Source organism: Vibrio splendidus 12E03, from assembly GCF_000272105.2.
Lineage (GTDB): Bacteria > Pseudomonadota > Gammaproteobacteria > Enterobacterales > Vibrionaceae > Vibrio > Vibrio splendidus_I.
Genome location: NZ_AJZD02000137.1, coordinates 1 through 20,362 on the forward strand (window position 1 = coordinate 1; position 20,362 = coordinate 20,362).

The window sequence follows — 20,362 nt, forward strand, 5'->3', positions numbered from 1 at the left end:
AGCTACCAAACTGCTCCATCCCGCGTCCGACTTGCGAGCATTATACGCCCAACAAGATGTTTTACAAGTTTGTAAACATGGTGCCGAGAGAGGGACTCGAACCCTCACACCCTAAGGCACTAGCACCTCATGCTAGCGTGTCTACCAATTTCACCATCTCGGCATCAAATCTTTACAGATTATTGTGGAATTTCGTCGCCTTGCGCCGGAACTTCACTCACTGCATCATCAGCTTGTTGAATTACCTGACCTTGGGTCGGGTCAATCCATTGTGACTCAGTTTTATGTGTAGACATATTACCAAGCACTAAGCTAAGGATAAAAAATGTAGTTGCAAAAATTGCAGTCATTCGGGTAAGGAAATTTCCTGAGCCACCAGCACCAAACACAGTGTTTGAAGCGCCAGCACCGAAAGAGGCTCCCATATCTGCGCCTTTACCTTGTTGAATCAACACTAGGCCAATTACACCAAGCGCTGCCAACAGGTAAATCACAAGTAGAACTGTAAACATTTTTCCACCTATGTTCCTAATTGTTGAGCCAGCGCCGTTCAAAAAACTATTTTCAAGAACAAGGCTAGCGACCTCCTAACTGAAGGCCGAGCAATACTAGCGAATGCGACGATGGCTGACAAGGAGAATTTGCTAAAAAATAAGCCTTTACCAAGTGAATGGTCAAAAAAAGGTCAAAAGTGACACAAAACTCATTTACGTCTCTTTTGACCGTGATATAACTCAATCACTTCTAATCACAGGCGCTATTCGCTGCGCCGGCTAAGTAAAAGGTTAAATTAGCAGTTTGCTTTTACTGCATCTGCAATCTTAAGCGCAGACGCTTGAACAAGCTCTGCATCTTCGCCTTCAACCATGACACGCAGTAGTGGCTCGGTACCAGACTTGCGTAATAGCACACGACCTTTCTCGCCAAGCTCAGCTTCTACTTCAACAACCGCTGCTTTTACCGCTTCGGCTTCTAGTGGGTTTGAATCCCCGCTGAAACGAACGTTTTCTAGAACTTGAGGGTACAACGTCATGCCTTGAGACAGCTCATTCAGTGTCATTTCGCTATCAACAACTGAAGCCAACACTTGTAGAGCAGCAACGATAGCATCACCCGTCGTCACTTTATCCAGTAGGATAACGTGCCCCGAGTTTTCAGCGCCGATCTTCCAGCCTTTAGCAAGAAGCTGTTCCATTACATAACGGTCACCAACAGCAGCACGAACAAACGGAATACCTAGCTGCTTAAGGCCGTTTTCCATACCCAGGTTGGTCATTAGTGTACCAACAACGCCGCCTTTCAACTCACCGCGACGCAGTGCATCACGAGCAATAATGTAAGCGATTTGGTCGCCATCAACTTTGTTGCCTAGCTCGTCAACCATGATGATACGGTCACCATCACCATCAAAGCCAAGGCCTAATGCCGCTTTTTCTTCAAGCACTTTTGCTTGCAGAGCACGTACATCCGTCGCACCGACTTCGTGGTTAATGTTAGTACCGTTTGGCTCAACACCAATCGCAATAACTTCTGCACCCAGCTCTTTAAATACAGCAGGCGCAATGTGGTAAGTCGCACCATGTGCACAATCGACAACAATCTTCATTCCTGCAAGCGTCATATGATTTGGGAATGTGCTCTTACAGAATTCAATGTAACGGCCAGCCGCATCGTTCAAACGTACCGCTTTACCAAGTTCGAATGAGTCAACACATTCGATGTCTTTATCCAATTCAGCTTCAATTGCCAACTCGATATCGTCCGGCAGTTTTGTTCCCTCAGAAGAGAAGAACTTGATACCGTTATCGTAGTATGGGTTGTGCGATGCAGAGATAACGATACCGGCTTCAGCGCGGAAGGTTTGAGTTAGGTAAGCAACAGCAGGCGTTGGCATCGGGCCAGTAAACGTAGCCTGAAGACCAGCAGCAGCGAGGCCAGCTTCTAGCGCCGACTCAAGCATGTAGCCAGAGATACGAGTATCTTTACCAATGATGACTTTCTTTGTGCCCTGCTTCGCAAGAACACGACCCGCAGCCCAGCCAAGCTTCAGAACAAAATCAGGTGTAATCGGGTACTGGCCAACTTTGCCACGTACACCATCTGTGCCGAAGTAACGTCTCTTATCAGACATATTGATTTTCCTTAATTATGATTAGTGATTGTTATTCATCACTTCGATTATTTTCATCGCTTCCAATGTATCTTCAACATCGTGAACGCGAATAATTTGTGCACCTTTGATTACAGCGATGGTAGCGCAAGTGACGCTAGCAACCATGCAATCTGCTGGAGCTTTGTCTAGTAGCTTAAAGATCATCGACTTTCTCGACATCCCCGCTAAGACTGGCAACCCAAGCGTGTGAAATTTTTCAAGGTGCGCTAATAGGTGGTAATTGTGCTCGATGGTTTTACCAAAACCAAAACCTGGGTCTAGAATCAGCTGCTCTTTTGAGATACCAACAACCTCACAAGCCTCCACCCTTTCTTTTAAGAACGCTTCAACATCGATTAGGACATCATCGTAATTAGGGTTAGCTTGCATGGTTCTTGGCTGACCTTTCATGTGCATCAGGCAAACTGGCACATTAGCATCGGCGGCCGCTTCCAGAGCTCCGGGCTCTTGCAGTGCGCGCACATCATTGATCAAATCAGCCCCCGCTTCAACGGCTTGGCGCATCACTTCAGCTTTACTGGTATCAATGGAGATCCACACATCAAACTTAGTGCGAATTGCTTTAATGGCAGGTATAACGCGAGCGAGTTCTTCTTCTAAAGGTACGTCAGGTGCTCCCGGGCGAGTTGATTCACCACCAATGTCAATAATGCTAACACCTGCTTGAATCATTCGCTCTGCTTGCAGTAAAGCATTATCTAATGAATTGAATTTCCCGCCATCAGAGAAAGAGTCAGGCGTAACATTGAGGATACCCATCACATGTGGGCGGTCTAAAACGAGCGTTTTATTATGTGCTTTTAATATCATGGAAGGTGGGTCTTAAAGGTAAAAACATCTTGGGCTATAAACAGAAAAACCCTGAGCGTACTCAGGGTTTTAATTTAAAGCCTAGTGATTAAGAATCTTTGTTTTGAGCATCATCTGATTCAGACTTAACTTCTTCAACTTGCGACTCTTCAGCTTTTGGTTCGGCTGCTGCTTCTTCTGATTTCGCTTCAGGTTTAGCTTCTTCCTTTGCAGGTTCTGCTTTCGCCTGATCACCCCAACCAGCTGGATCACGAATGTCGTCTTTACGTTCCATCAAGTCATCAATCTGACCTGCATCAATCGTTTCAAACTTCATTAGCGCGTCTTTCATCGAGTGCATGATATCCATGTTCTCTTCAAGAATTTGCTTCGCACGAGCATAGTTGCGGTCGATTAGAATACGAATTTCTTCATCGATCAGCTTAGTCGTATCGTCAGAAACATGTTTCGCTTGGCTCATACCGCGACCTAGGAAAACTTCGCCTTCTTCTTCAGCATATAGAAGAGGACCCAGTTTTTCTGAGAAGCCCCACTGCGTGACCATCTTACGAGCAATATCAGTTGCACGTTCGATATCGTTAGACGCACCAGTCGAAACTTTGTCTTTACCGTAGATAAGTTCTTCAGCAAGACGACCACCGTACAAACTAGAGATCATTGATTCTAGATGTTGGCGAGACATGCTTACACGGTCTTGCTCAGGTAGGTACATAGTTACACCAAGCGCACGACCACGTGGAATGATTGAAACCTTGTACACTGGATCGTGTTCAGGCACCAAGCGACCAACAATTGCGTGACCCGCTTCGTGGTAAGCCGTTGACTCTTTCACTTCTTCAGACATCACCATTGAACGGCGCTCTGCACCCATCATGATCTTATCTTTCGCTAGTTCAAACTCAACCATAGATACATTGCGCTTGTTACCACGAGCAGCAAATAGAGCCGCTTCGTTCACAAGGTTCGCAAGGTCTGCACCAGAGAAGCCTGGAGTACCACGAGCAATCAGAGATGGTTCAACATCGCCCGATAGTGGAACTTTACGCATGTGTACTTTAAGAATCTGTTCACGACCACGTACATCAGGTAGACCAACCACAACTTGACGGTCAAAACGACCTGGACGAAGTAGTGCTGGGTCTAGTACATCTGGACGGTTAGTCGCAGCGATAACAATGATACCTTCGTTACCTTCGAAACCATCCATCTCAACCAGCATTTGGTTTAGTGTTTGTTCACGCTCATCGTGACCACCACCAACACCAGCGCCACGTTGACGACCTACCGCATCGATTTCATCGATAAAGATGATACAAGGTGCCGCTTTCTTCGCTTGTTCGAACATGTCACGTACACGAGATGCACCAACACCAACAAACATTTCAACGAAGTCAGAACCTGAAATTGTAAAGAACGGTACTTTCGCTTCACCAGCAATCGCTTTTGCAAGCAATGTCTTACCAGTACCAGGAGGACCAACCAACAGGATACCTGTCGGGATCTTACCACCCAGTTTTTGGAAACGACTTGGGTCACGAAGGTAATCAACAAGCTCTTTCACGTCTTCTTTTGCTTCGTCACAACCAGCAACATCCGCAAACAACGTTTTGATTTGTTCTTCGCTCATCATTCGAGCTTTACTCTTACCGAAAGACATCGCGCCTTTACCGCCGCCACCGCCTTGCATTTGACGCATGAAGAAAATCCACACACCAATCAGTAAGATCATTGGGAACCAAGAGATGAAGATAGTGCCAAGCAGGCTCTGCTCTTCAGGTGGTGTACCCTGAACTTTTACGTTTTGATTAATTAAGTCATCAAGTAGCTTCTGATCATAAACAGGCATGTAAGTTACATACTTAGAACCACCACCACGACGTGTGAAAGTGATTTCGCTGTTATTGAACTGTGCGTCTTGAATCTGGCCTTGGCCAACTTCCTGTACAAACGTGGTGTAATCTACTGCTCTGCCGTTACTTTCCCCAGGGCCAAAGCTCTGGAATACCGACATCAACACTACCGCGATAACAAGCCACAGAATTAAATTTTTTGCCATGTCACTCAAGGTGTAAGCCTCTCGATAACTAATTGTAATTAAAGGTAGGGTACTACAGTTTGTAACCTGTAGCCATGTTGTTAACTCTCACTCTTGGAAGAGAATCGTTAACCTTTGTAACCAGTGGCTACGATAAACACTTCACGAGATCGAGCTCGAGAAGAGTCGGGTTTTCTAACTTTTACTGTTTTAAACATCTCGCGGACGTCCTTAACGTATTGGTCAAACCCTTCGCCTTGGAATACTTTTACAACAAAACTACCATTGGTAGCTAGAACTTGTCGACACATATCCAAAGCTAATTCAACTAAATACATAGCTCTTGGCTGATCCACAGAATTGTTGCCTGCTATATTAGGCGCCATATCTGACATCACAACGTCAACCATGTCTGGTTGTATACGTTCCAACAAGGCTTCAAGAACAGCGTCTTCGCGAAAATCACCTTGTAAAAAGCTAACACCAGCAATCGGATCCATTGGTAACAAGTCACACGCAATGATTTGTCCGTTGTCTCCAACAATCTTAGCAGCATATTGAGACCAACCGCCAGGCGCTGCACCCAAATCCACAATGGTCATCCCAGGAGACAGCAACTTATCTTTCGTTTGAATCTCTTCCATTTTGAAATAAGCACGTGAACGATAGCCTTTTTTTCTTGCTTCATTTGCGTACTTGTCGTCGAAGTGTTCCTTCAACCAACGGCCTGAACTGGCCGAGTGTTTCTGTTTGCTCATTGGATACCTAAATTGGAGGAAAGTACTAATTGCTGAATAAATTATAGTCTTCAGCTTTAGATGGCGTTAAAATAGGTTTTTTCAACCCTAATAGTAAAGAAAATTGGCCGCGTAATGAACCTAAGTACCAAACAAAAGCAGCATCTAAAGGGCCTAGCTCACAGTTTAAAACCTGTTGTGCTAATGGGCGCAAATGGACTTACTGAAGCTGTTCTAGCGGAAATCGAATTAGCTCTAGACCACCACGAACTGATCAAGATTAAAGTTGCATCAGAAGACCGTGAGACTAAACAGCTTATTATCGATGCAATTGTACGTGAAACTAAAGCTGAGAAAGTACAGACTATCGGTAAAGTTCTAGTACTGTTCCGTCAGTCAGAAGCACGTAAAATCGAGATTCCACGTAAATAAGTTAGCCATATAATAAGCTAGCTTCACAAAGGGATAGCCAATGCGCTTATCTTTTAGTGTAGCGTGAGAAACGAAAAAGGTCGCATTTAGCGACCTTTTTACTTATCAGAAACAAAGAAAATTCAATTAGATATATTCTACTTTGTCAATTTCGTAATCTTTATCACCGCCAGGAGTCGAAATCATCACTTCGTCGCCTTCCATCTTGCCGATAAGACCACGAGCAATTGGTGACTTCACTGAGATACGGCCAGTTTTGATATCGGCTTCGTCTTCAGAAACGATTTGGTAACGGTACTCTTCGTCTGTATCAACATCAATCAGAGTGACTGTTGTACCAAAGATAATCTTACCCGTGTTTTCCATTTGGGTTACATCGATGATCTGAGCTAGAGATAGCTTGTATTCGATATCACGGATTTGAGCTTCACAGATACCTTGCTCTTCACGAGCGGCGTGGTATTCAGCATTCTCTTTTAAGTCACCTAGTTCACGAGCTTCACCAATAGCTGCTGAGATAACAGGGCGTAGCTTAAGTAGGCGATCTAATTCATCACGTAGCTGCTGAGCGCCACGTACTGTCATTGGAACCTTTTCCATTTTTTACCTCTATGCCAAAACTTTCTTTGGCGAACATAAATACACCCAACGTATTTATTGGGTAGTAGAAACAAAACGATTTGGCTTAGTGTAAACAAACTTTATGGCTAAATCATCTTTATTCCACTTTGCGTTATAAAAGCTGTATCTAGGTCTAAATTACAGACATCACAAAAATGAATAATAACGACCTAATCAATAAGACGGCAAATAAATACCTAAAAAAACAAAATAAACACAGATCACACTTTTATAAAAAACACCTTAAAACAACAACTTAAACAACAAAAAATATAATAAAACAGTGTTCATTTTTTAGTTTTATATCATTTTACTAACTAACTATGGAACTTTAGAGGTAAAAAGTAACCCATGGATTGCACTGGCATTTTTCAGACTTCTGTTCTAATCATGGTTATGAAGCCTGATTAATACGGGCAATACACAAAAGGGTTCAAATCCTTGATAAAACTTCTATGGACAGTAATTAGGAAATAATAACATGAACAAGACTATGATCGCGCTTGCTGTATCTGCTGCAGCTCTTGCTACTAACGCAGTAGCAGCGGACGGTAAACAAGCTGGTGGTATCGACGGTACTTCTGTATACAGCTCAAACGGCACTTCTCTAGAGATCGGTGGTCGTGCTGAAGCTCGTCTATCTCTAAAAGACGGCAAAGCTGAAGACAAAACACGTGTACGTCTTAACTTCCTAGGTAAAGTTGAAATCCAAGACGGCCTATACGGTGTTGGTTTCTACGAAGGCGAATTCACAACTGCTGAAAACGGCGGCTCTACTGATAACAACGACGGTGACATTACTAACCGTTACACTTACGCTGGTATCGGCGGTAACTTCGGTGAAGTTACTTACGGTAAAAACGATGGTGCACTAGGTGTTATCACAGACTTTACCGATATCATGTCTTACCACGGTAACTCTGCGGCAATGAAAATTGCTGTAGCAGATCGTTCTGACAACATGGTTTCATACAAAGGTCAATTCCAAGACCTAGGCGTTAAAGCAAGCTACCGTTTTGCTGACCGTTCAGAAACTGGTGGCGAATTCGTTGACAACAACGCAGACGGCTACTCTCTATCTGGTATCTACGCTATCGGCGATTCTGGCTTTAAGCTAGGTGCTGGTTACGCTGACCAAGACGAGCAAAACGAGTACATGCTAGCTGCATCTTTCCGTACTGACGCTCTATACTTTGCTGGTACATTCACAGACGGTGAGCTAGCGAAGAAGAACGGTGACTACACTGGTTACGAATTTGCAACAGCATACACGCTAGAAAAAACTGCATTCACGCTAACGTACAACAACGCAGAAACTGACGGTGAAACTTCAGCTGACAACGTTGCAATCGATGCGACTTACTACTTCAAGCCTAACTTCCGTACGTACATCTCGTACAACTTCAACCTAATTTCTGAAGGTGACAAGCTAGGTTCTGTTGGTCTTGTTAACGGTCCTGCATCTAAAGCAGACGCTGAAGACGAGCTAGCTCTAGGTCTACGTTACGACTTCTAATTCTGATTGACTAATGATTCATTAGTTAATTGAGAATCAAAACGCCCGCTCTCTAGCGGGCGTTTTTTATATCTGTATACTGAAAACACCAGCCATCCAAGACAATCTTCTATGCGCCTTCTATCCACACTACTGCTATGTAGTTTTTCCATTAGCGCTTTATCTGTTAACGCTTCCGCATACGCCCCTCTAGATACACTGCCCGATGGTAGTAGTACGAGTTTGATCATCAAATCGTTAAGCAATGATTCAAGCGAGCTTGATACCAATAGCGATGACTTTTATCCACCAGCCAGCACGTTAAAACTGGTGACGGCTTTAGCGGCCAAGCTAGAGTTGGGAGATGACTTTCATTACACGACTAGCATTCTTCGTTCTGGCAATGATTCAATCATTTCATTTAGCGGTGATCCAACTCTGCAACGTGAACAGCTAAAAAGCCTGTTAGCTCAGTACGCTAAGTCGCAATCCAGAACCATCAAAGGCAACTTATACCTCGATAACACGGCTTATACAGGCTATCAACGAGCGGTAGGCTGGCCTTGGGACATTCTAGGCGTTTGTTACAGCGCGCCTTCTAGTGCGATGACCTTAGACAGCAACTGCGCACAAGCTTCTTTTTATACAAAAGATAACGGCAGCACTCGGGTCTATACTCCCGCTCACTACCCGATAGACGTGACGACCACCGCAGCGACAGTAACTCGCTCCGGGCAGAAGGCAATACAATGCGACTTAGAGCTCATCACCACACCAGATAACGCTTACAAGCTCTCTGGTTGCTTAGTTGAACGTAAAAAGCCACTCCCTCTCAAGTTTGCAATTCAAAATCCAGAACTTTACACCTCTCAAGTGGTTCACTCACTACTTAAAGAATTGAAGATCCAGGTTAAAGGCGATGTGATTGTTGGTAAAAAAGAGAAAGCAGACAAAACCACGTTAGTCGCTAGTCACAACTCAGAAAAGCTTCCTGAACTGCTCGATATCATGCTCAAGAAGTCGGATAACCTTATCGCAGATAATCTTACCAAAACACTGGGAGCGACATTTTATGTTCAACCGGGTAGCTTCAATAACGGCACTGAAGCTATAAAGCAGATACTACTAACTAAGGCGAACATCGACCTCAGCAAAGCGCAGCTAGCTGATGGTTCAGGGCTATCTAGAAATAACCGAATGAGGTCGCAGACCATGGCGCAGGTGCTTCGCTATATCTGGGAAAACGACTCACAACTCAACCTAATCGAAGCCATGCCGACATCGGGTATGAATGGAACGCTTCAGTACCGACAAAGCATGCGGAAGACACCGATTAAAGGCAACATTATCGCCAAGAGTGGTTCTCTATACGGCAGTTACAACATGGCGGGATACGGATTAGATAAGGCGGGAAAACCAAACTCTCTGTTTGTGCAATTTGTCCGTGATTACTTCCCTGAAGAACAAGATCCAGACAAACCAGTGGAAGCACCGATCACCCAGTTTGAGCGCGCTTTCTACAAAGATGTTGTCGAGTTCAGTCAAGCACAAAGCAAATCTAAGTAATGCTTAGCTCTGTGTAAGCATCTACTTAAACAATAAAAATGGCGCTGAAGACCTTCCATCTTCAGCGCCATTTTTATTTCTCAGATGTATTTAGCTATTTTTATCAGCTTTTAAGCGATTCCTAGGAATGAGTTCACTACAGTGAAGTAGATCCACATTCCTGAGATATCTACTATAGATGCAAGCACTGGACTCACTAACACCGCTGGATCAAGCTTAAATAGCCGAGCAACTATCGGTAACCCGCCGCCGAGCACAGTTGATATGGTCACCTGAATGAATAGCGCTACCGCAATCGCTAACGCAATCATGTTGATGTCATAACCACCTGTCGATTGGTTTTCGCTAAATAGCAGAATACGTCCAATCATCACCACAGCAATCGCTAAAGCTAAACAAATAGCGACTCTAAACTCTTTCCATAAAACGTTAGCCCATTGGCGTTTTTTCAACTCACCCGTGGCTAAGGCTCTGATCACCAAAGTCGCAGCTTGTGTTCCGGTGTTACCACCAGCAGCAGCAATCACAGGCATGTAGATTGCCAAAAGTACCAGTTGGCTGAGAATGTCTTCATACTGAGCAATGATAAGCCCTGAGACGATTCCCAATAGTGCTAACGCAATAATCCAACCAATACGCTGCCTTACATGGCTCATGACCCCAGTAGAAAGGTAGCCCTGCTGAGGCTCCACCTCAGAGTAGATCAGCCCTAGTTGGTGAGCTAGATGTCGCGAGCGCTTTTCAAAGCCCTGCTCTTCTAACTCACTAAGTAAAGTCTGAATCGTACTAAGAGAGCATTGCCCCAGTACTAACACCGCATCTTCAAGCGGCATTCTGTTCAAAAGGTTAATTTGTTGATCACGTCCGTACTGTTGAAATGCATTCGATACAGCTTGGATGTCTTGCTCTGAGTACAGAGCTTCAATAGATAAAAAAGTGTTGTTCATTACCGTCATGGCGAATCTCCCGATTGGCAAAGGTAACGACCATCAAAACAAATAACATATAGCTAATACACCAAGAGCATATCAAGAGCGTATTGCTAGTCGCATCAAAAGCTGAAAACTACTGATGTGTCTACTTGTTAGAATCTAGTGTGTGGAAAAGAATGAGGGGGAAAACAAAGATACCCTACCTGAACGGCAGGACAATAGATCAATACCGAGACAGGTTATTCTTCTCCATTCAAACTAGGAGGATGGTCGGTATTGTTCATAAAAATCTCCAGAATTACTGTCAATTTGACAGCGCGCATAGTGTAGCAATAGGCATTTCAAAGTTTCGTCAACTTTCTGTCAATAAAAAAGGCATCCGTAGATGCCTTTTGTTCAATTATTGATGTGCGTTATTACTTGATAGTAATACGAGCAAACTTACGCTTACCAACTTGGTAAACCGCAGTACCTGCTTCAGGGACGAATTTGCTGTCTTCGATCTTCTCGCCTTCAAGCTTAGCCGCGCCTTGCTTGATCATACGCATCGCATCAGAAGTCGAGTTTACAAGACCCGCTTCTTTTAGAACGTTCGCAATTGGTAGACCTGCTTCGAATTCAAATTCAGGCATTTCATCAGGAACTTGGTTCTTAGCAAAACGGTTAACGAACTCTTGCTCAGCGGCTTCAGCATCTGCTTCAGAGTGGAAACGAGCAATGATTTCTTTAGCAAGAAGTACTTTAACGTCACGCGGGTTTTTACCTGCATCAACGCCAGCTTTCAGTTCCGCAACTTCTTCAAGTGGACGGAAAGACAGTAGCTCGTAGTAGCTCCACATTAGATCGTCAGAGATAGACATAATCTTACCAAACATCTCGCTTGGTGCTTCGCTTATACCGATGTAGTTGTGCGCAGACTTAGACATCTTCTTAACGCCGTCTAGACCAACAAGTAGTGGCATCATCAGTACCGCTTGTGGTTTCTGACCTGCTGCTTTTTGCAGTTCACGACCCATTAGAAGATTAAACTTCTGGTCAGTACCGCCAAGCTCAACGTCGCTCTCTAGTGCAACAGAGTCGTGACCTTGTAGAAGTGGGTACATGAATTCATGGATTGCGATCGGTTGACCACCAGCGTAACGCTTTTTGAAGTCATCACGCTCAAGCATACGAGCAACAGTTTGGTTAGAAGCAAGACGAATCATGCCTTCAGCACCAAGCTCAGATAGCCATTCAGAGTTGAAACGGATTTGCGTTTTCGCAGGATCTAGAATCTTGAATACTTGCTCTTTGTAAGTTTCAGCATTCTTCAATACGTCTTCACGGCTTAGCGGTGGACGTGTTGAGTTTTTACCTGATGGGTCACCAACCATTGCAGTGAAATCACCGATAAGAAATGTCACTTCATGACCAAGCTCTTGGAAAGCACGAAGCTTGTTAAAGATAACCGTATGGCCTAGGTGGATATCTGGAGCTGTTGGATCGGCACCCAGCTTAATGCGTAAAGGACGACCTTCTTTTAATTTAGCAATCAGTTCGTCTTCTGGAATCAGTTCTTCTACGCCACGTTTGATCTCGGCTAGTGCAGCTTCAATACTCGCCATTCTTGTTCACTCCCACAGATTTGGCAAAAATACATTAATTAGACATCTTACTTGAATAGCGATGTATTTTGAAACCAGTTACACTATTCCGTCGTCGATTTTCATAATATTTACAGAACGAACCGGAACATGTTGTCTATTTTTGCACGCCTTCCTATTTTGCACCGGGCTTTTATCGCATTTTTTAGTGCCATAATTTTCGTCGCGATTTTCTTACTCCCCGACGTCAACAGTTTGCGTGACGATTCGGGCGCTTTAGTTGTGGGAAAACATTACCCACTGACGATCAATGCCTCTGCGCTTATTAGCGCAAGTGACGCGCCACCGACGGCAGTGCTCAATTGGGAGAAATACACCGTTCGCTCTGGCGAAAGCACTTCTGTTCTATTCGAACGTATTGGCCTCTCATACCGCTTGCTGATCACCCTACTTAATACCAACAATGATATTAAGAAGCAGCTGTCTAACCTAAGACCTGGCGATGTATTGCAGTTCGGCTTCGATGAAAACAACGACCTTATTCAGTTAAAACGACAACTTAGTGCGTTTGAAAGCTTCAAGATCACTAAGTCTGGCGATTCATTCTCCTCTAGCTTCGACAAAAAAGAAGTGGCCTACCAATACAATTATGCCGAAGCCAACATTACCTCTAATTTCTGGAACGCTGGCGTAAGCGCAGGTTTAACCGCAAACCAAATTATGGAACTGGCGGGCATCTTCGGTTGGGATATCGACTTTGCGTTAGATATTCGTAAGAACGACAGCTTCAAAATCCTGTACCAAGAAAAAGTGGTTGAAGGTGAAGTGGTTGGTCGCGGTAAGATCATGGCAGCCGTATTCAAAAACCAAGGCGATTCATTTACCGCGGTATTGGATGATAAGAGCGGCAACTACTTCGATGAAAATGGTCGAGCTATGAAGAAGGCGTTCTTGCGCTCTCCTATTGATTTTCGTCGTGTAACATCGAACTTTAATCCTACCAGGAGGCACCCAGTAACCGGTAAGGTTCGCGCTCACCGCGGTACTGACTACGCAGCTCCTGTTGGCACGCCTATCTGGGCAGCCGGTGACGGTATCGTTCAGAAGTCGGGTTACAACCAATTCAATGGTAACTACGTGTTTATCCGCCACAGCAACACCTACATCACCAAATACCTGCACATGAAGCGACGTATGGTGAAAACAGGTCAGCGCGTAAAACAAGGCCAAACCATTGGTACTTTGGGCGGTACAGGCCGTGTGACTGGTCCGCACTTACATTATGAATTCTTGGTTAATGGCGTACATAAAAATGCGCGTACCGTGAAATTGCCTCAATCTAAGTCGTTAACGGGTAAAGCAAAAGCAACATTTATTGCCAACTCAGAGATTCGACTGAATAACCTAGAGCGATACGGCCAGTTGCTAGCGACTAATTAAGCTACTAGCGACCAATTAGGTTAAGAGCCATATAAACCAACAAAAAGAGCGCCCACTAAGGCGCTCTTTTTTATGTTCATCGAACCACTGTATCTACTATTGTTCAGGCTTTTTGTCTCTCCCTAGCATTAACAGACATGGTGTCAGTACCAAGGTCAATACTGTCGCGAATGCCAAACCTCCCGCAATTGCCGTAGCAAGTTGCGACCACCATTGCGTGCTCGGCGCGCCGAATTCTATCTTTTGATTAATCAGGTCGATGTTCATCTCTAGCACCATCGGCATCAAGCCTAAAATGGTGGTGACCGTGGTAAGCATTACTGGCCTTAAACGTTGAACACCGGTTCTTAGAATCGCATCTCGCTTATCCAAACCTCTTTTTATTAGCTGATTATAAGTATCAATCAGTACAATATTGTTGTTCACCACTATCCCTGCCAGTGCGATGACTCCTATACCAGACATCACGATACCAAACGGACGTTGGAAGATAAGCAAACCAACAAATACACCTACCGTCGAAAACAACACCGCACTAAGAATCAAAAATGCTTGATAGAAGCTATTAAACTGAGTAATCAGGATCAAAGCCATTACCGCCAACGCCACCAAAAAAGCGCTTTGTAAAAAGGCGGAAGAGTTTTCTTGCTCTTCGTTTTGGCCACGGATACGAAATTCTACGCTACTCGCTAGCCCCAATTCACTTAACGCTTGCTCGATCTTTGGCAGTTCGAGCGCAAGGTTATAGCCCTCTTCCATATCCGCCATAATGTTCACTACACGCTTTCCATCAAGGCGCTTAATCGTGTCTTGCTTATGGTCGGGTACAATCTGAGCAAAGTTGGTAATAGGTACTAAACCTGCTGGCGTTTTCACTCTCAGCTGGTCAAAGCGTCCGATATCGCGCTTGTCATTCGGGTAGCGCACCAAGATATCGACCTCTTCTGAAGAATCATCAGGCAGATAATCACCAATCTTGAGGCCATTAGTGACGAATTGAACAGTATTACCCACCAAGGTCGCATCAGCTGCAAAACGCGCGGCATCATCTCGGCGAATATCCACCTTCCAATCGATGCCATCTTTGCTCGCGGTATCACTGATATTAGTCAGCGCTTGATTACCATCCGCCCAACTTCTTACGATCTTTGCCGCCTGATTGAGTTGCTCAGGTGTTTTAGCCGATAGCTCAATCACTAAGTCATTTTCAACCGGAGGTCCTGCATCTGGAAACTTATATTCAATCTCAACACCAGCGTATTGGTCGGTCTGTACTTTTAGCTCATCAATAATTGCTTTAACACTGCGGCGGTATTGCCAATCAACGGGGGTTATCGAGATCAAGCCAATCTGGTCGTCACCACCAGTACGCGTGTAAACGGTATCGAACTCATCATGATTGAGCATCATCAGCTCAATATCACGCATGATGTCATCCTTTTCTTGGATAGAGAGATCACCATGTGAGCGGACTTTTACATTAAAAAATGGCGGATCAACCTCAGGGAAGAATTCAGCCCCAAGACCGGCTTTAGAGTAAGTAAATCCAACCGCAACCGCGAGCAGTATCGCACTACAAAGAATCTTAAAGGGGTGCTTAATCGCAATCGACAGTGTGTGGTAATACGCCTTAGTTAAGCCGGTGGCTTGTGAAAAGTCACCATTATGCAGTGCGACCATTCGAGCTTGGCTTTTAGACGATACGTATTGAGGTTTGCCAATCAAGCCGCCTAATACGGGCACAAATAACAGCGCCATGATCAATGAAGCAGTTAAAGTAGCGATAAGGGTTAACGGCAGATACTTCATGAATTCGCCCGTCACATCCGGCCAAAACAATAACGGAGCAAATGCCGCCAAGGTTGTCGCAGTAGACGCTGTTATCGGCCATGCCATTCGTTTCGCTGCATCTCGGTAAGCGGCTTTGCGCCCTTCACCCTCTTGCATTCGCCTGTCTGCAAATTCGGTCACCACAATCGCACCGTCAACCAACATACCCACCGCCATGATCAGAGAGAACAACACTACGATGTTAACGGTTAAGCCGAACACAGACAGCACTAGCAGCCCGGTAAGAAAGGAACCAGGGATTGAAATACCCACTAACAAAGCGGTACGCACACCAAGAATCGCGATGATAACGATCACCACTAGAATAATGGCGGATAAGATATTGTTTTGCAGATCGTTGAGCATGATCTTCACATCTTTAGATTCATCCCAAGTGTATTTGACCAAAAGGTTATTTGGCCATTCAGCTTGCTGCTGAGCACCTGCCATTACTGCCTTGACTAGCTCAACGGTTTCAATGATGTTTTCACCCGCTCGCTTCTTTATATCCAAGACAACCGCGGATTTGCCATCTAAACGGGCAAAGCTTTCAGGATCTCGAAACGCTCGGCGAACCGTAGCCACATCGCCAAAGGTCACGACCTGTTTACCATCCACTTTGATTGGCAACTCAAGTACGTCTTTTAAGGAGTTAAACACAGAAGGGACTTTGACAGAAAAACGTCCGTAACCCGTATCAACAAAACCGGCCGCTACTACTCGGTTATTCAAGGCGATCAGGTTATAGATATCCGCTTGATCTAGGCTATAGCTTTCCATCAATAACGGATCAACGATGATTTCAACGATGTCATCACGATCGCCTGCAATATCCACTTCTAGAATTTGGCGATAGCTTTCTAATTTATCTCCAACCTCTCGCGCAATTTGCACAATGGTACGTTCGGGAACAGTACCAAATAGCACAACAGACAGAACAGGTTGCTCTGAAGCCAGCGTCACCTCATTTACGGTTGGCTCATCACTGTCTTCTGGCAGTTTTGGTTTAGCCAGATCAACCGCGTCACGCACATCGGCCATTGCTTTGGTGAGATCGACACCAACATTAAACTCCAACACCACAGAGGCATGCCCTTCTGCTGCGGTTGCTGTCATCTCTTTTACGCCTTCAATCGACCTCAGCTCTTGCTCTATCGGCCTAACCAATAAGCGTTCGGCATCGGTTGGCGAAATACCTTGGTGCCCAACAGAGACATAGATAATCGGGATAGTAATGTCTGGGCTCGATTCTTTGGGGATCGTGATATAGGTGACGACACCGGCTACAAGGATTAACGCCAAAAGGGAGAGCATTGTTCGAGCACGAGACAAGGCTGCATCAATAATTGAATACATCGGCAATCTCCTACTCTGCGGTTACATTTGAGGGTTCAGCACCTTGCTCAACAGCAATCACAGAATCACCATCACGCACAAAACCTTGGCCTACGGTGATGATATCGACGCGTTGACCCAGCCCAGTGAGCCACACTCCATCTTGTTCGGCCTTTACTAGCTGAATGCCTACAAACTTCACCGTTGGTGAGTCACTAACAGAAACCAAGGTTTTGACCCCGAGGTTACCCGCCTCATCCAATGCCAGCATCGCCGGTGTTATCTTGATTGCGTCTCTAGTTTCTAGGTTGAGTTTTACTTCGGCACTGACACCTGCAGGTAATAGGCCTTTGGAGTTATCGATTTCAATCTCGATTGGAAAAGTATTGGTAGAAGCAGAAGAGATTCGAGAAACATAACGCAGACGACCTTCCGCTTCTTCTCTTCCCAGCAAGCGGACCAAGGCGGACTGATTAACTAACAAATGCTGGATATGACGTTCACTGACATCGGCTTCGATGACCAGAGGATCGAGGTCAATCACGCCCGCAACAGGATCGCCAACCCCAACAAAGTCACCAAGCTCAACCATTAAGTCTTGAACCACACCCGAAAAAGGCGAAGTAATGATAGTATTCTTTAAAGCCAATTCCGCGTTGCGCATCATGGCTTTTGCTTCTGTTAATGAGGCCTCTGCTGTGGTGTAGGCGATTTCGCCTTGCAGTCCTCTTTTCTTCAGTGACTGCGCCGCTTTAAACTCTTTCTGCTTCAAGCGATATAAAGCCGAGGCTCGCTCTAGTTGAATCTCTAAATCACCCTTATCTATCTGGGCAATGGCTTGTCCAGCTTTAACCATATCCCCCTTAACAACGTTCAATCTGACAATCTTGCCCGCGACTTCTGCACCTAGACGAGCATGCCGATCGGGCGCCGTTCTTCCATAAAGATCAATCGTTTTAAAGGTCGGTGATGAGGTAAATGTTTGAAAGGAAATCTTAGCCAACGGAATTTCTGTCGCCTTTTTTGCCGGCGACTCTTCCGCTTGCCCGACTCCTAAGCCAAGCCAGATCGACAACAACACGACTAGAGTCAGAGAAACCAGCCACGGCTGCTTCAATTTCTGAAAAAGTGGTGAGTTAGAAAATAGAGTGGGCATAACAAATCCTTTTGTCCGATGTAATTCAGGCGCGCTAGTTGGCTTAATACCGTGATGTGCAACTTCCTTATGCACAAAGGTAACCTTAACAGACCAATCCTCAACGAAGTTGGACGCTATCGACAGTTTAAAAAATATGCCGTGTACTAAAAGTGAGAGGAATGCCTTGAAAAGTAATAAGTTACTAAGTAAAAACAAAAACGCCGAACATAAGTTCGGCGTTTGAAATGTTTCTAATGCAGCTTTGAGCTCAAGCTATTTTCAACTCATGCTATACGCTAAATGATGCACCACAACCACATGTGGTTGTCGCGTTCGGGTTGTTCACAAAGAAACGAGCACCTTCTAGGCCTTCTGTGTAATCAACCATGCCGCCCATTAAGTACTGTAGACTCATTGGGTCAACAACCAGCGTAACACCGCTGTTTACAATAGTAGTGTCGCCATCATTTACTTTTTCATCAAATGTGAAGCCGTATTGGAAACCACTACAACCGCCACCTGTAATGTATACACGCAGTTTTAGTTCTGGGTTTTCTTCTTCAGCAATTAGCGTTTGTACGCGTGTAGCTGCTGCATCAGAAAAAGACAATGGGATATTTACTTCGCTCACGACAACCTCTCTTACCTGTGTCAAAAACAACATGATACAAATCTAATTCGAGACCATAGTTGTTGAGTATTTTCTTATATTCCAGTGATTATCTAATACCTGACTGAAACGTTCAAGTATTCACCACAGGATCGCTCCTTTTACTGCTGTAAACTCGCCAATATCTAACAATTAAAACGTGTAACCACACAAAACAACCAGATTCGGGTGATTATCTGGGCGAAAGCATTCCTACTTGGATTGTGGATAGGTACAATGCGTGCCAATTGGTCCGACAGTCAAAAGAGGATATATCAATGACCAAATCAGCAGAGCTATACGAAAAAGCACAGCAAACTATTCCTGGTGGCGTAAATTCTCCAGTTCGTGCATTCAATGGCGTAGGTGGTTCTCCAATCTTCGTTGAACGCGCTGACGGCCCACTTATTTTTGATGCTGATGGTAAAGCGTATATCGACTACGTTGGCTCTTGGGGTCCAATGATCCTTGGTCACAACCACGCTGTTATTCGTGATGCTGTGATTGCAGCAGCTCAACGCGGCCTTAGCTTCGGTGCTCCAACCGAAACTGAAATCAAAATGGCTGAACTTGTATCTGAAATGGTTCCATCGATGGAACAGCTACGTATGGTGAGCTCAGGTACAGAAGCAACAATGAGTGCGATTCGTCTTGCTCGTGGCTTCACTGGTCGTGACAAGATTCTTAAGTTTGAAGGCTGCTACCACGGCCACGCAGACAGCCTACTTGTAAAAGCTGGTTCTGGCGCACTGACTTTAGGTCAACCAAGCTCTCCTGGCGTACCTGCTGATTTTGCGAAACTAACGCTAACAGCAACCTTCAACAATCTAGATTCAGTACGTGAAATCTTCGCAGCAAACAAAGGCGAGATCGCTTGTATCATCGTTGAGCCAGTAGCGGGCAACATGAACTGTATCCCTCCTGTCGAAGGCTTCCACGAAGGTCTACGTGAAATCTGTGACCAAGAGGATGCATTGCTAATCTTTGATGAAGTAATGACAGGTTTCCGCGTTGCTGAAGGTTGTGCTCAGGCATACTACAACATCAAGCCAGACCTAACTTGTCTTGGTAAAGTGATTGGCGGCGGCATGCCTGTGGGTGCTTTCGGTGGCCGTAAAGACGTGATGCAATACATCGCACCAACGGGCCCTGTTTACCAAGCAGGTACGCTTTCAGGTAACCCTGTGGCAATGGCTGCTGGCTACGCATGTTTGAACCTTCTACGAGAAGAAGGCAACGAAAAGCGTCTAGCTTCAAAAACTAAGCAGTTGGCAAAAGGCTTCAAGCAACTTGCTGACAAGCACGGCATCCCAATGCTAGTTCACCAAGTTGGCGGTATGTTTGGTTTCTTTTTCACTGACCAAGAAACTGTGACGTGCTACGAAGATGTAACTAAGTGTGATGTAGAACGCTTCAAGCGCTTCTTCCACCTAATGTTAGATCACGGTGTTTACCTTGCACCTTCAGCATTCGAAGCAAGCTTTACTTCTCTTGCTCATGGTTCAAAAGAGCTGGATGCGACACTAGAAGCCGCTGACCGTTCTCTTGCTATCATTGCTGCTGAAAGCAAATAATCGAAAGCACTT

General features: G+C 45.0%; 16 protein-coding genes and 1 tRNA gene. 5 read left to right on the top strand and 12 right to left on the bottom strand.

All coding sequences use genetic code 11. From position 1 onward, the window contains the following. Positions 1–78: 78 nt before the first annotated feature. The 6 genes from A142_RS10310 to rlmE form a co-directional block, all read right to left on the bottom strand. A tRNA-Leu gene (locus tag A142_RS10310) sits at positions 79–163 on the bottom strand. A gap of 16 nt (positions 164–179) precedes the next feature. After that, positions 180–512 carry a preprotein translocase subunit SecG gene (gene secG / locus A142_RS10315; protein ID WP_017059392.1) on the bottom strand — a complete coding sequence of 111 codons (333 nt, stop codon included), beginning with the start codon at positions 510–512 and terminating at the stop codon, positions 180–182. A 278-nt stretch (positions 513–790) separates the two neighbouring features. Further along, entirely contained in the window at positions 791–2,131 is a 1,341-nt protein-coding gene (gene glmM, locus A142_RS10320; protein ID WP_019824349.1) for a phosphoglucosamine mutase, read from the bottom strand. Positions 2,132–2,152: 21 nt separating this feature from the next. Then, positions 2,153–2,983, bottom strand: a complete 831-nt coding sequence (gene folP / locus A142_RS10325) for a dihydropteroate synthase (protein WP_019824350.1) — start codon at positions 2,981–2,983, stop codon at positions 2,153–2,155. An 88-nt stretch (positions 2,984–3,071) separates the two neighbouring features. Then, positions 3,072–5,039, bottom strand: coding sequence for an ATP-dependent zinc metalloprotease FtsH (gene ftsH, locus A142_RS10330; protein WP_029405577.1), 1,968 nt, complete (start codon positions 5,037–5,039; stop codon positions 3,072–3,074). 107 nt (positions 5,040–5,146) lie between these two features. Further along, positions 5,147–5,776 (bottom strand): 23S rRNA (uridine(2552)-2'-O)-methyltransferase RlmE, encoded by a 630-nt coding sequence (gene rlmE, locus A142_RS10335; RefSeq protein WP_019824352.1) that lies wholly within the window; start codon positions 5,774–5,776, stop codon positions 5,147–5,149. Between the two features lie 114 nt (positions 5,777–5,890). Between rlmE and yhbY the strand changes: the two genes are divergently transcribed. Further along, entirely contained in the window at positions 5,891–6,187 is a 297-nt protein-coding gene (gene yhbY / locus A142_RS10340) for a ribosome assembly RNA-binding protein YhbY (protein WP_004738252.1), read from the top strand. Between the two features lie 126 nt (positions 6,188–6,313). On the opposite strand, the gene greA is transcribed toward yhbY, so the two are convergent. After that, entirely contained in the window at positions 6,314–6,787 is a 474-nt protein-coding gene (gene greA, locus A142_RS10345) for a transcription elongation factor GreA (RefSeq protein WP_008222155.1), read from the bottom strand. A 502-nt stretch (positions 6,788–7,289) separates the two neighbouring features. Between greA and A142_RS10350 the strand changes: the two genes are divergently transcribed. Then, entirely contained in the window at positions 7,290–8,324 is a 1,035-nt protein-coding gene (locus A142_RS10350) for a porin (protein WP_019824353.1), read from the top strand. Positions 8,325–8,435: 111 nt separating this feature from the next. After that, on the top strand, positions 8,436–9,869 hold the full coding sequence (gene dacB / locus A142_RS10355) for a serine-type D-Ala-D-Ala carboxypeptidase (RefSeq protein WP_019824354.1): 1,434 nt from the start codon (positions 8,436–8,438) through the stop codon (positions 9,867–9,869). A gap of 110 nt (positions 9,870–9,979) precedes the next feature. On the opposite strand, the gene A142_RS10360 is transcribed toward dacB, so the two are convergent. Then, positions 9,980–10,825, bottom strand: a complete 846-nt coding sequence (locus tag A142_RS10360; protein ID WP_029405578.1) for a magnesium transporter — start codon at positions 10,823–10,825, stop codon at positions 9,980–9,982. Between the two features lie 392 nt (positions 10,826–11,217). Then, the gene (tyrS, locus tag A142_RS10365; RefSeq protein ID WP_017059402.1) at positions 11,218–12,405 is read right to left on the bottom strand and encodes a tyrosine--tRNA ligase; all 1,188 of its coding nucleotides are present in this window, start codon (positions 12,403–12,405) and stop codon (positions 11,218–11,220) included. Between the two features lie 129 nt (positions 12,406–12,534). Between tyrS and A142_RS10370 the strand changes: the two genes are divergently transcribed. Next, positions 12,535–13,824, top strand: a complete 1,290-nt coding sequence (locus A142_RS10370; RefSeq protein WP_019824356.1) for a peptidoglycan DD-metalloendopeptidase family protein — start codon at positions 12,535–12,537, stop codon at positions 13,822–13,824. Positions 13,825–13,920: 96 nt separating this feature from the next. Here A142_RS10370 and A142_RS10375 read toward each other — a convergent pair whose 3' ends face one another. The 3 genes from A142_RS10375 to erpA all read right to left on the bottom strand — a co-directional run bounded on the left by A142_RS10375 (position 13,921) and on the right by erpA (position 18,758). Next, positions 13,921–17,010, bottom strand: a complete 3,090-nt coding sequence (locus tag A142_RS10375; RefSeq protein ID WP_019824357.1) for an efflux RND transporter permease subunit — start codon at positions 17,008–17,010, stop codon at positions 13,921–13,923. Positions 17,011–17,020: 10 nt separating this feature from the next. Further along, positions 17,021–18,145 (bottom strand): efflux RND transporter periplasmic adaptor subunit, encoded by a 1,125-nt coding sequence (locus tag A142_RS10380; protein WP_019824358.1) that lies wholly within the window; start codon positions 18,143–18,145, stop codon positions 17,021–17,023. Positions 18,146–18,416: 271 nt separating this feature from the next. After that, the gene (gene erpA, locus A142_RS10385; protein WP_004734539.1) at positions 18,417–18,758 is read right to left on the bottom strand and encodes an iron-sulfur cluster insertion protein ErpA; all 342 of its coding nucleotides are present in this window, start codon (positions 18,756–18,758) and stop codon (positions 18,417–18,419) included. Between the two features lie 296 nt (positions 18,759–19,054). On the opposite strand from erpA, the gene hemL reads away from it, so the two are divergent. Continuing rightward, complete coding sequence (hemL, locus tag A142_RS10390; RefSeq protein WP_019824359.1) at positions 19,055–20,350, top strand: glutamate-1-semialdehyde 2,1-aminomutase; 1,296 nt, start codon at positions 19,055–19,057, stop codon at positions 20,348–20,350. The last annotated feature ends 12 nt before the right edge of the window (positions 20,351–20,362 follow it).

Coding starts and splice junctions, on each gene's coding strand:
- A142_RS10375 (WP_019824357.1), bottom strand. CDS start 17,010: ATGTATTCAATTATTGATGCAGCCTTGTCTCGTGCTCGAACAATGCTC.
- ftsH (WP_029405577.1), bottom strand. CDS start 5,039: ATGGCAAAAAATTTAATTCTGTGGCTTGTTATCGCGGTAGTGTTGATG.
- rlmE (WP_019824352.1), bottom strand. CDS start 5,776: ATGAGCAAACAGAAACACTCGGCCAGTTCAGGCCGTTGGTTGAAGGAA.
- tyrS (WP_017059402.1), bottom strand. CDS start 12,405: ATGGCGAGTATTGAAGCTGCACTAGCCGAGATCAAACGTGGCGTAGAA.
- folP (WP_019824350.1), bottom strand. CDS start 2,983: ATGATATTAAAAGCACATAATAAAACGCTCGTTTTAGACCGCCCACAT.
- A142_RS10370 (WP_019824356.1), top strand. CDS start 12,535: ATGTTGTCTATTTTTGCACGCCTTCCTATTTTGCACCGGGCTTTTATC.
- glmM (WP_019824349.1), bottom strand. CDS start 2,131: ATGTCTGATAAGAGACGTTACTTCGGCACAGATGGTGTACGTGGCAAA.
- dacB (WP_019824354.1), top strand. CDS start 8,436: ATGCGCCTTCTATCCACACTACTGCTATGTAGTTTTTCCATTAGCGCT.
- A142_RS10380 (WP_019824358.1), bottom strand. CDS start 18,145: ATGCCCACTCTATTTTCTAACTCACCACTTTTTCAGAAATTGAAGCAG.
- hemL (WP_019824359.1), top strand. CDS start 19,055: ATGACCAAATCAGCAGAGCTATACGAAAAAGCACAGCAAACTATTCCT.
- secG (WP_017059392.1), bottom strand. CDS start 512: ATGTTTACAGTTCTACTTGTGATTTACCTGTTGGCAGCGCTTGGTGTA.
- A142_RS10360 (WP_029405578.1), bottom strand. CDS start 10,825: ATGACGGTAATGAACAACACTTTTTTATCTATTGAAGCTCTGTACTCA.
- yhbY (WP_004738252.1), top strand. CDS start 5,891: ATGAACCTAAGTACCAAACAAAAGCAGCATCTAAAGGGCCTAGCTCAC.
- greA (WP_008222155.1), bottom strand. CDS start 6,787: ATGGAAAAGGTTCCAATGACAGTACGTGGCGCTCAGCAGCTACGTGAT.
- A142_RS10350 (WP_019824353.1), top strand. CDS start 7,290: ATGAACAAGACTATGATCGCGCTTGCTGTATCTGCTGCAGCTCTTGCT.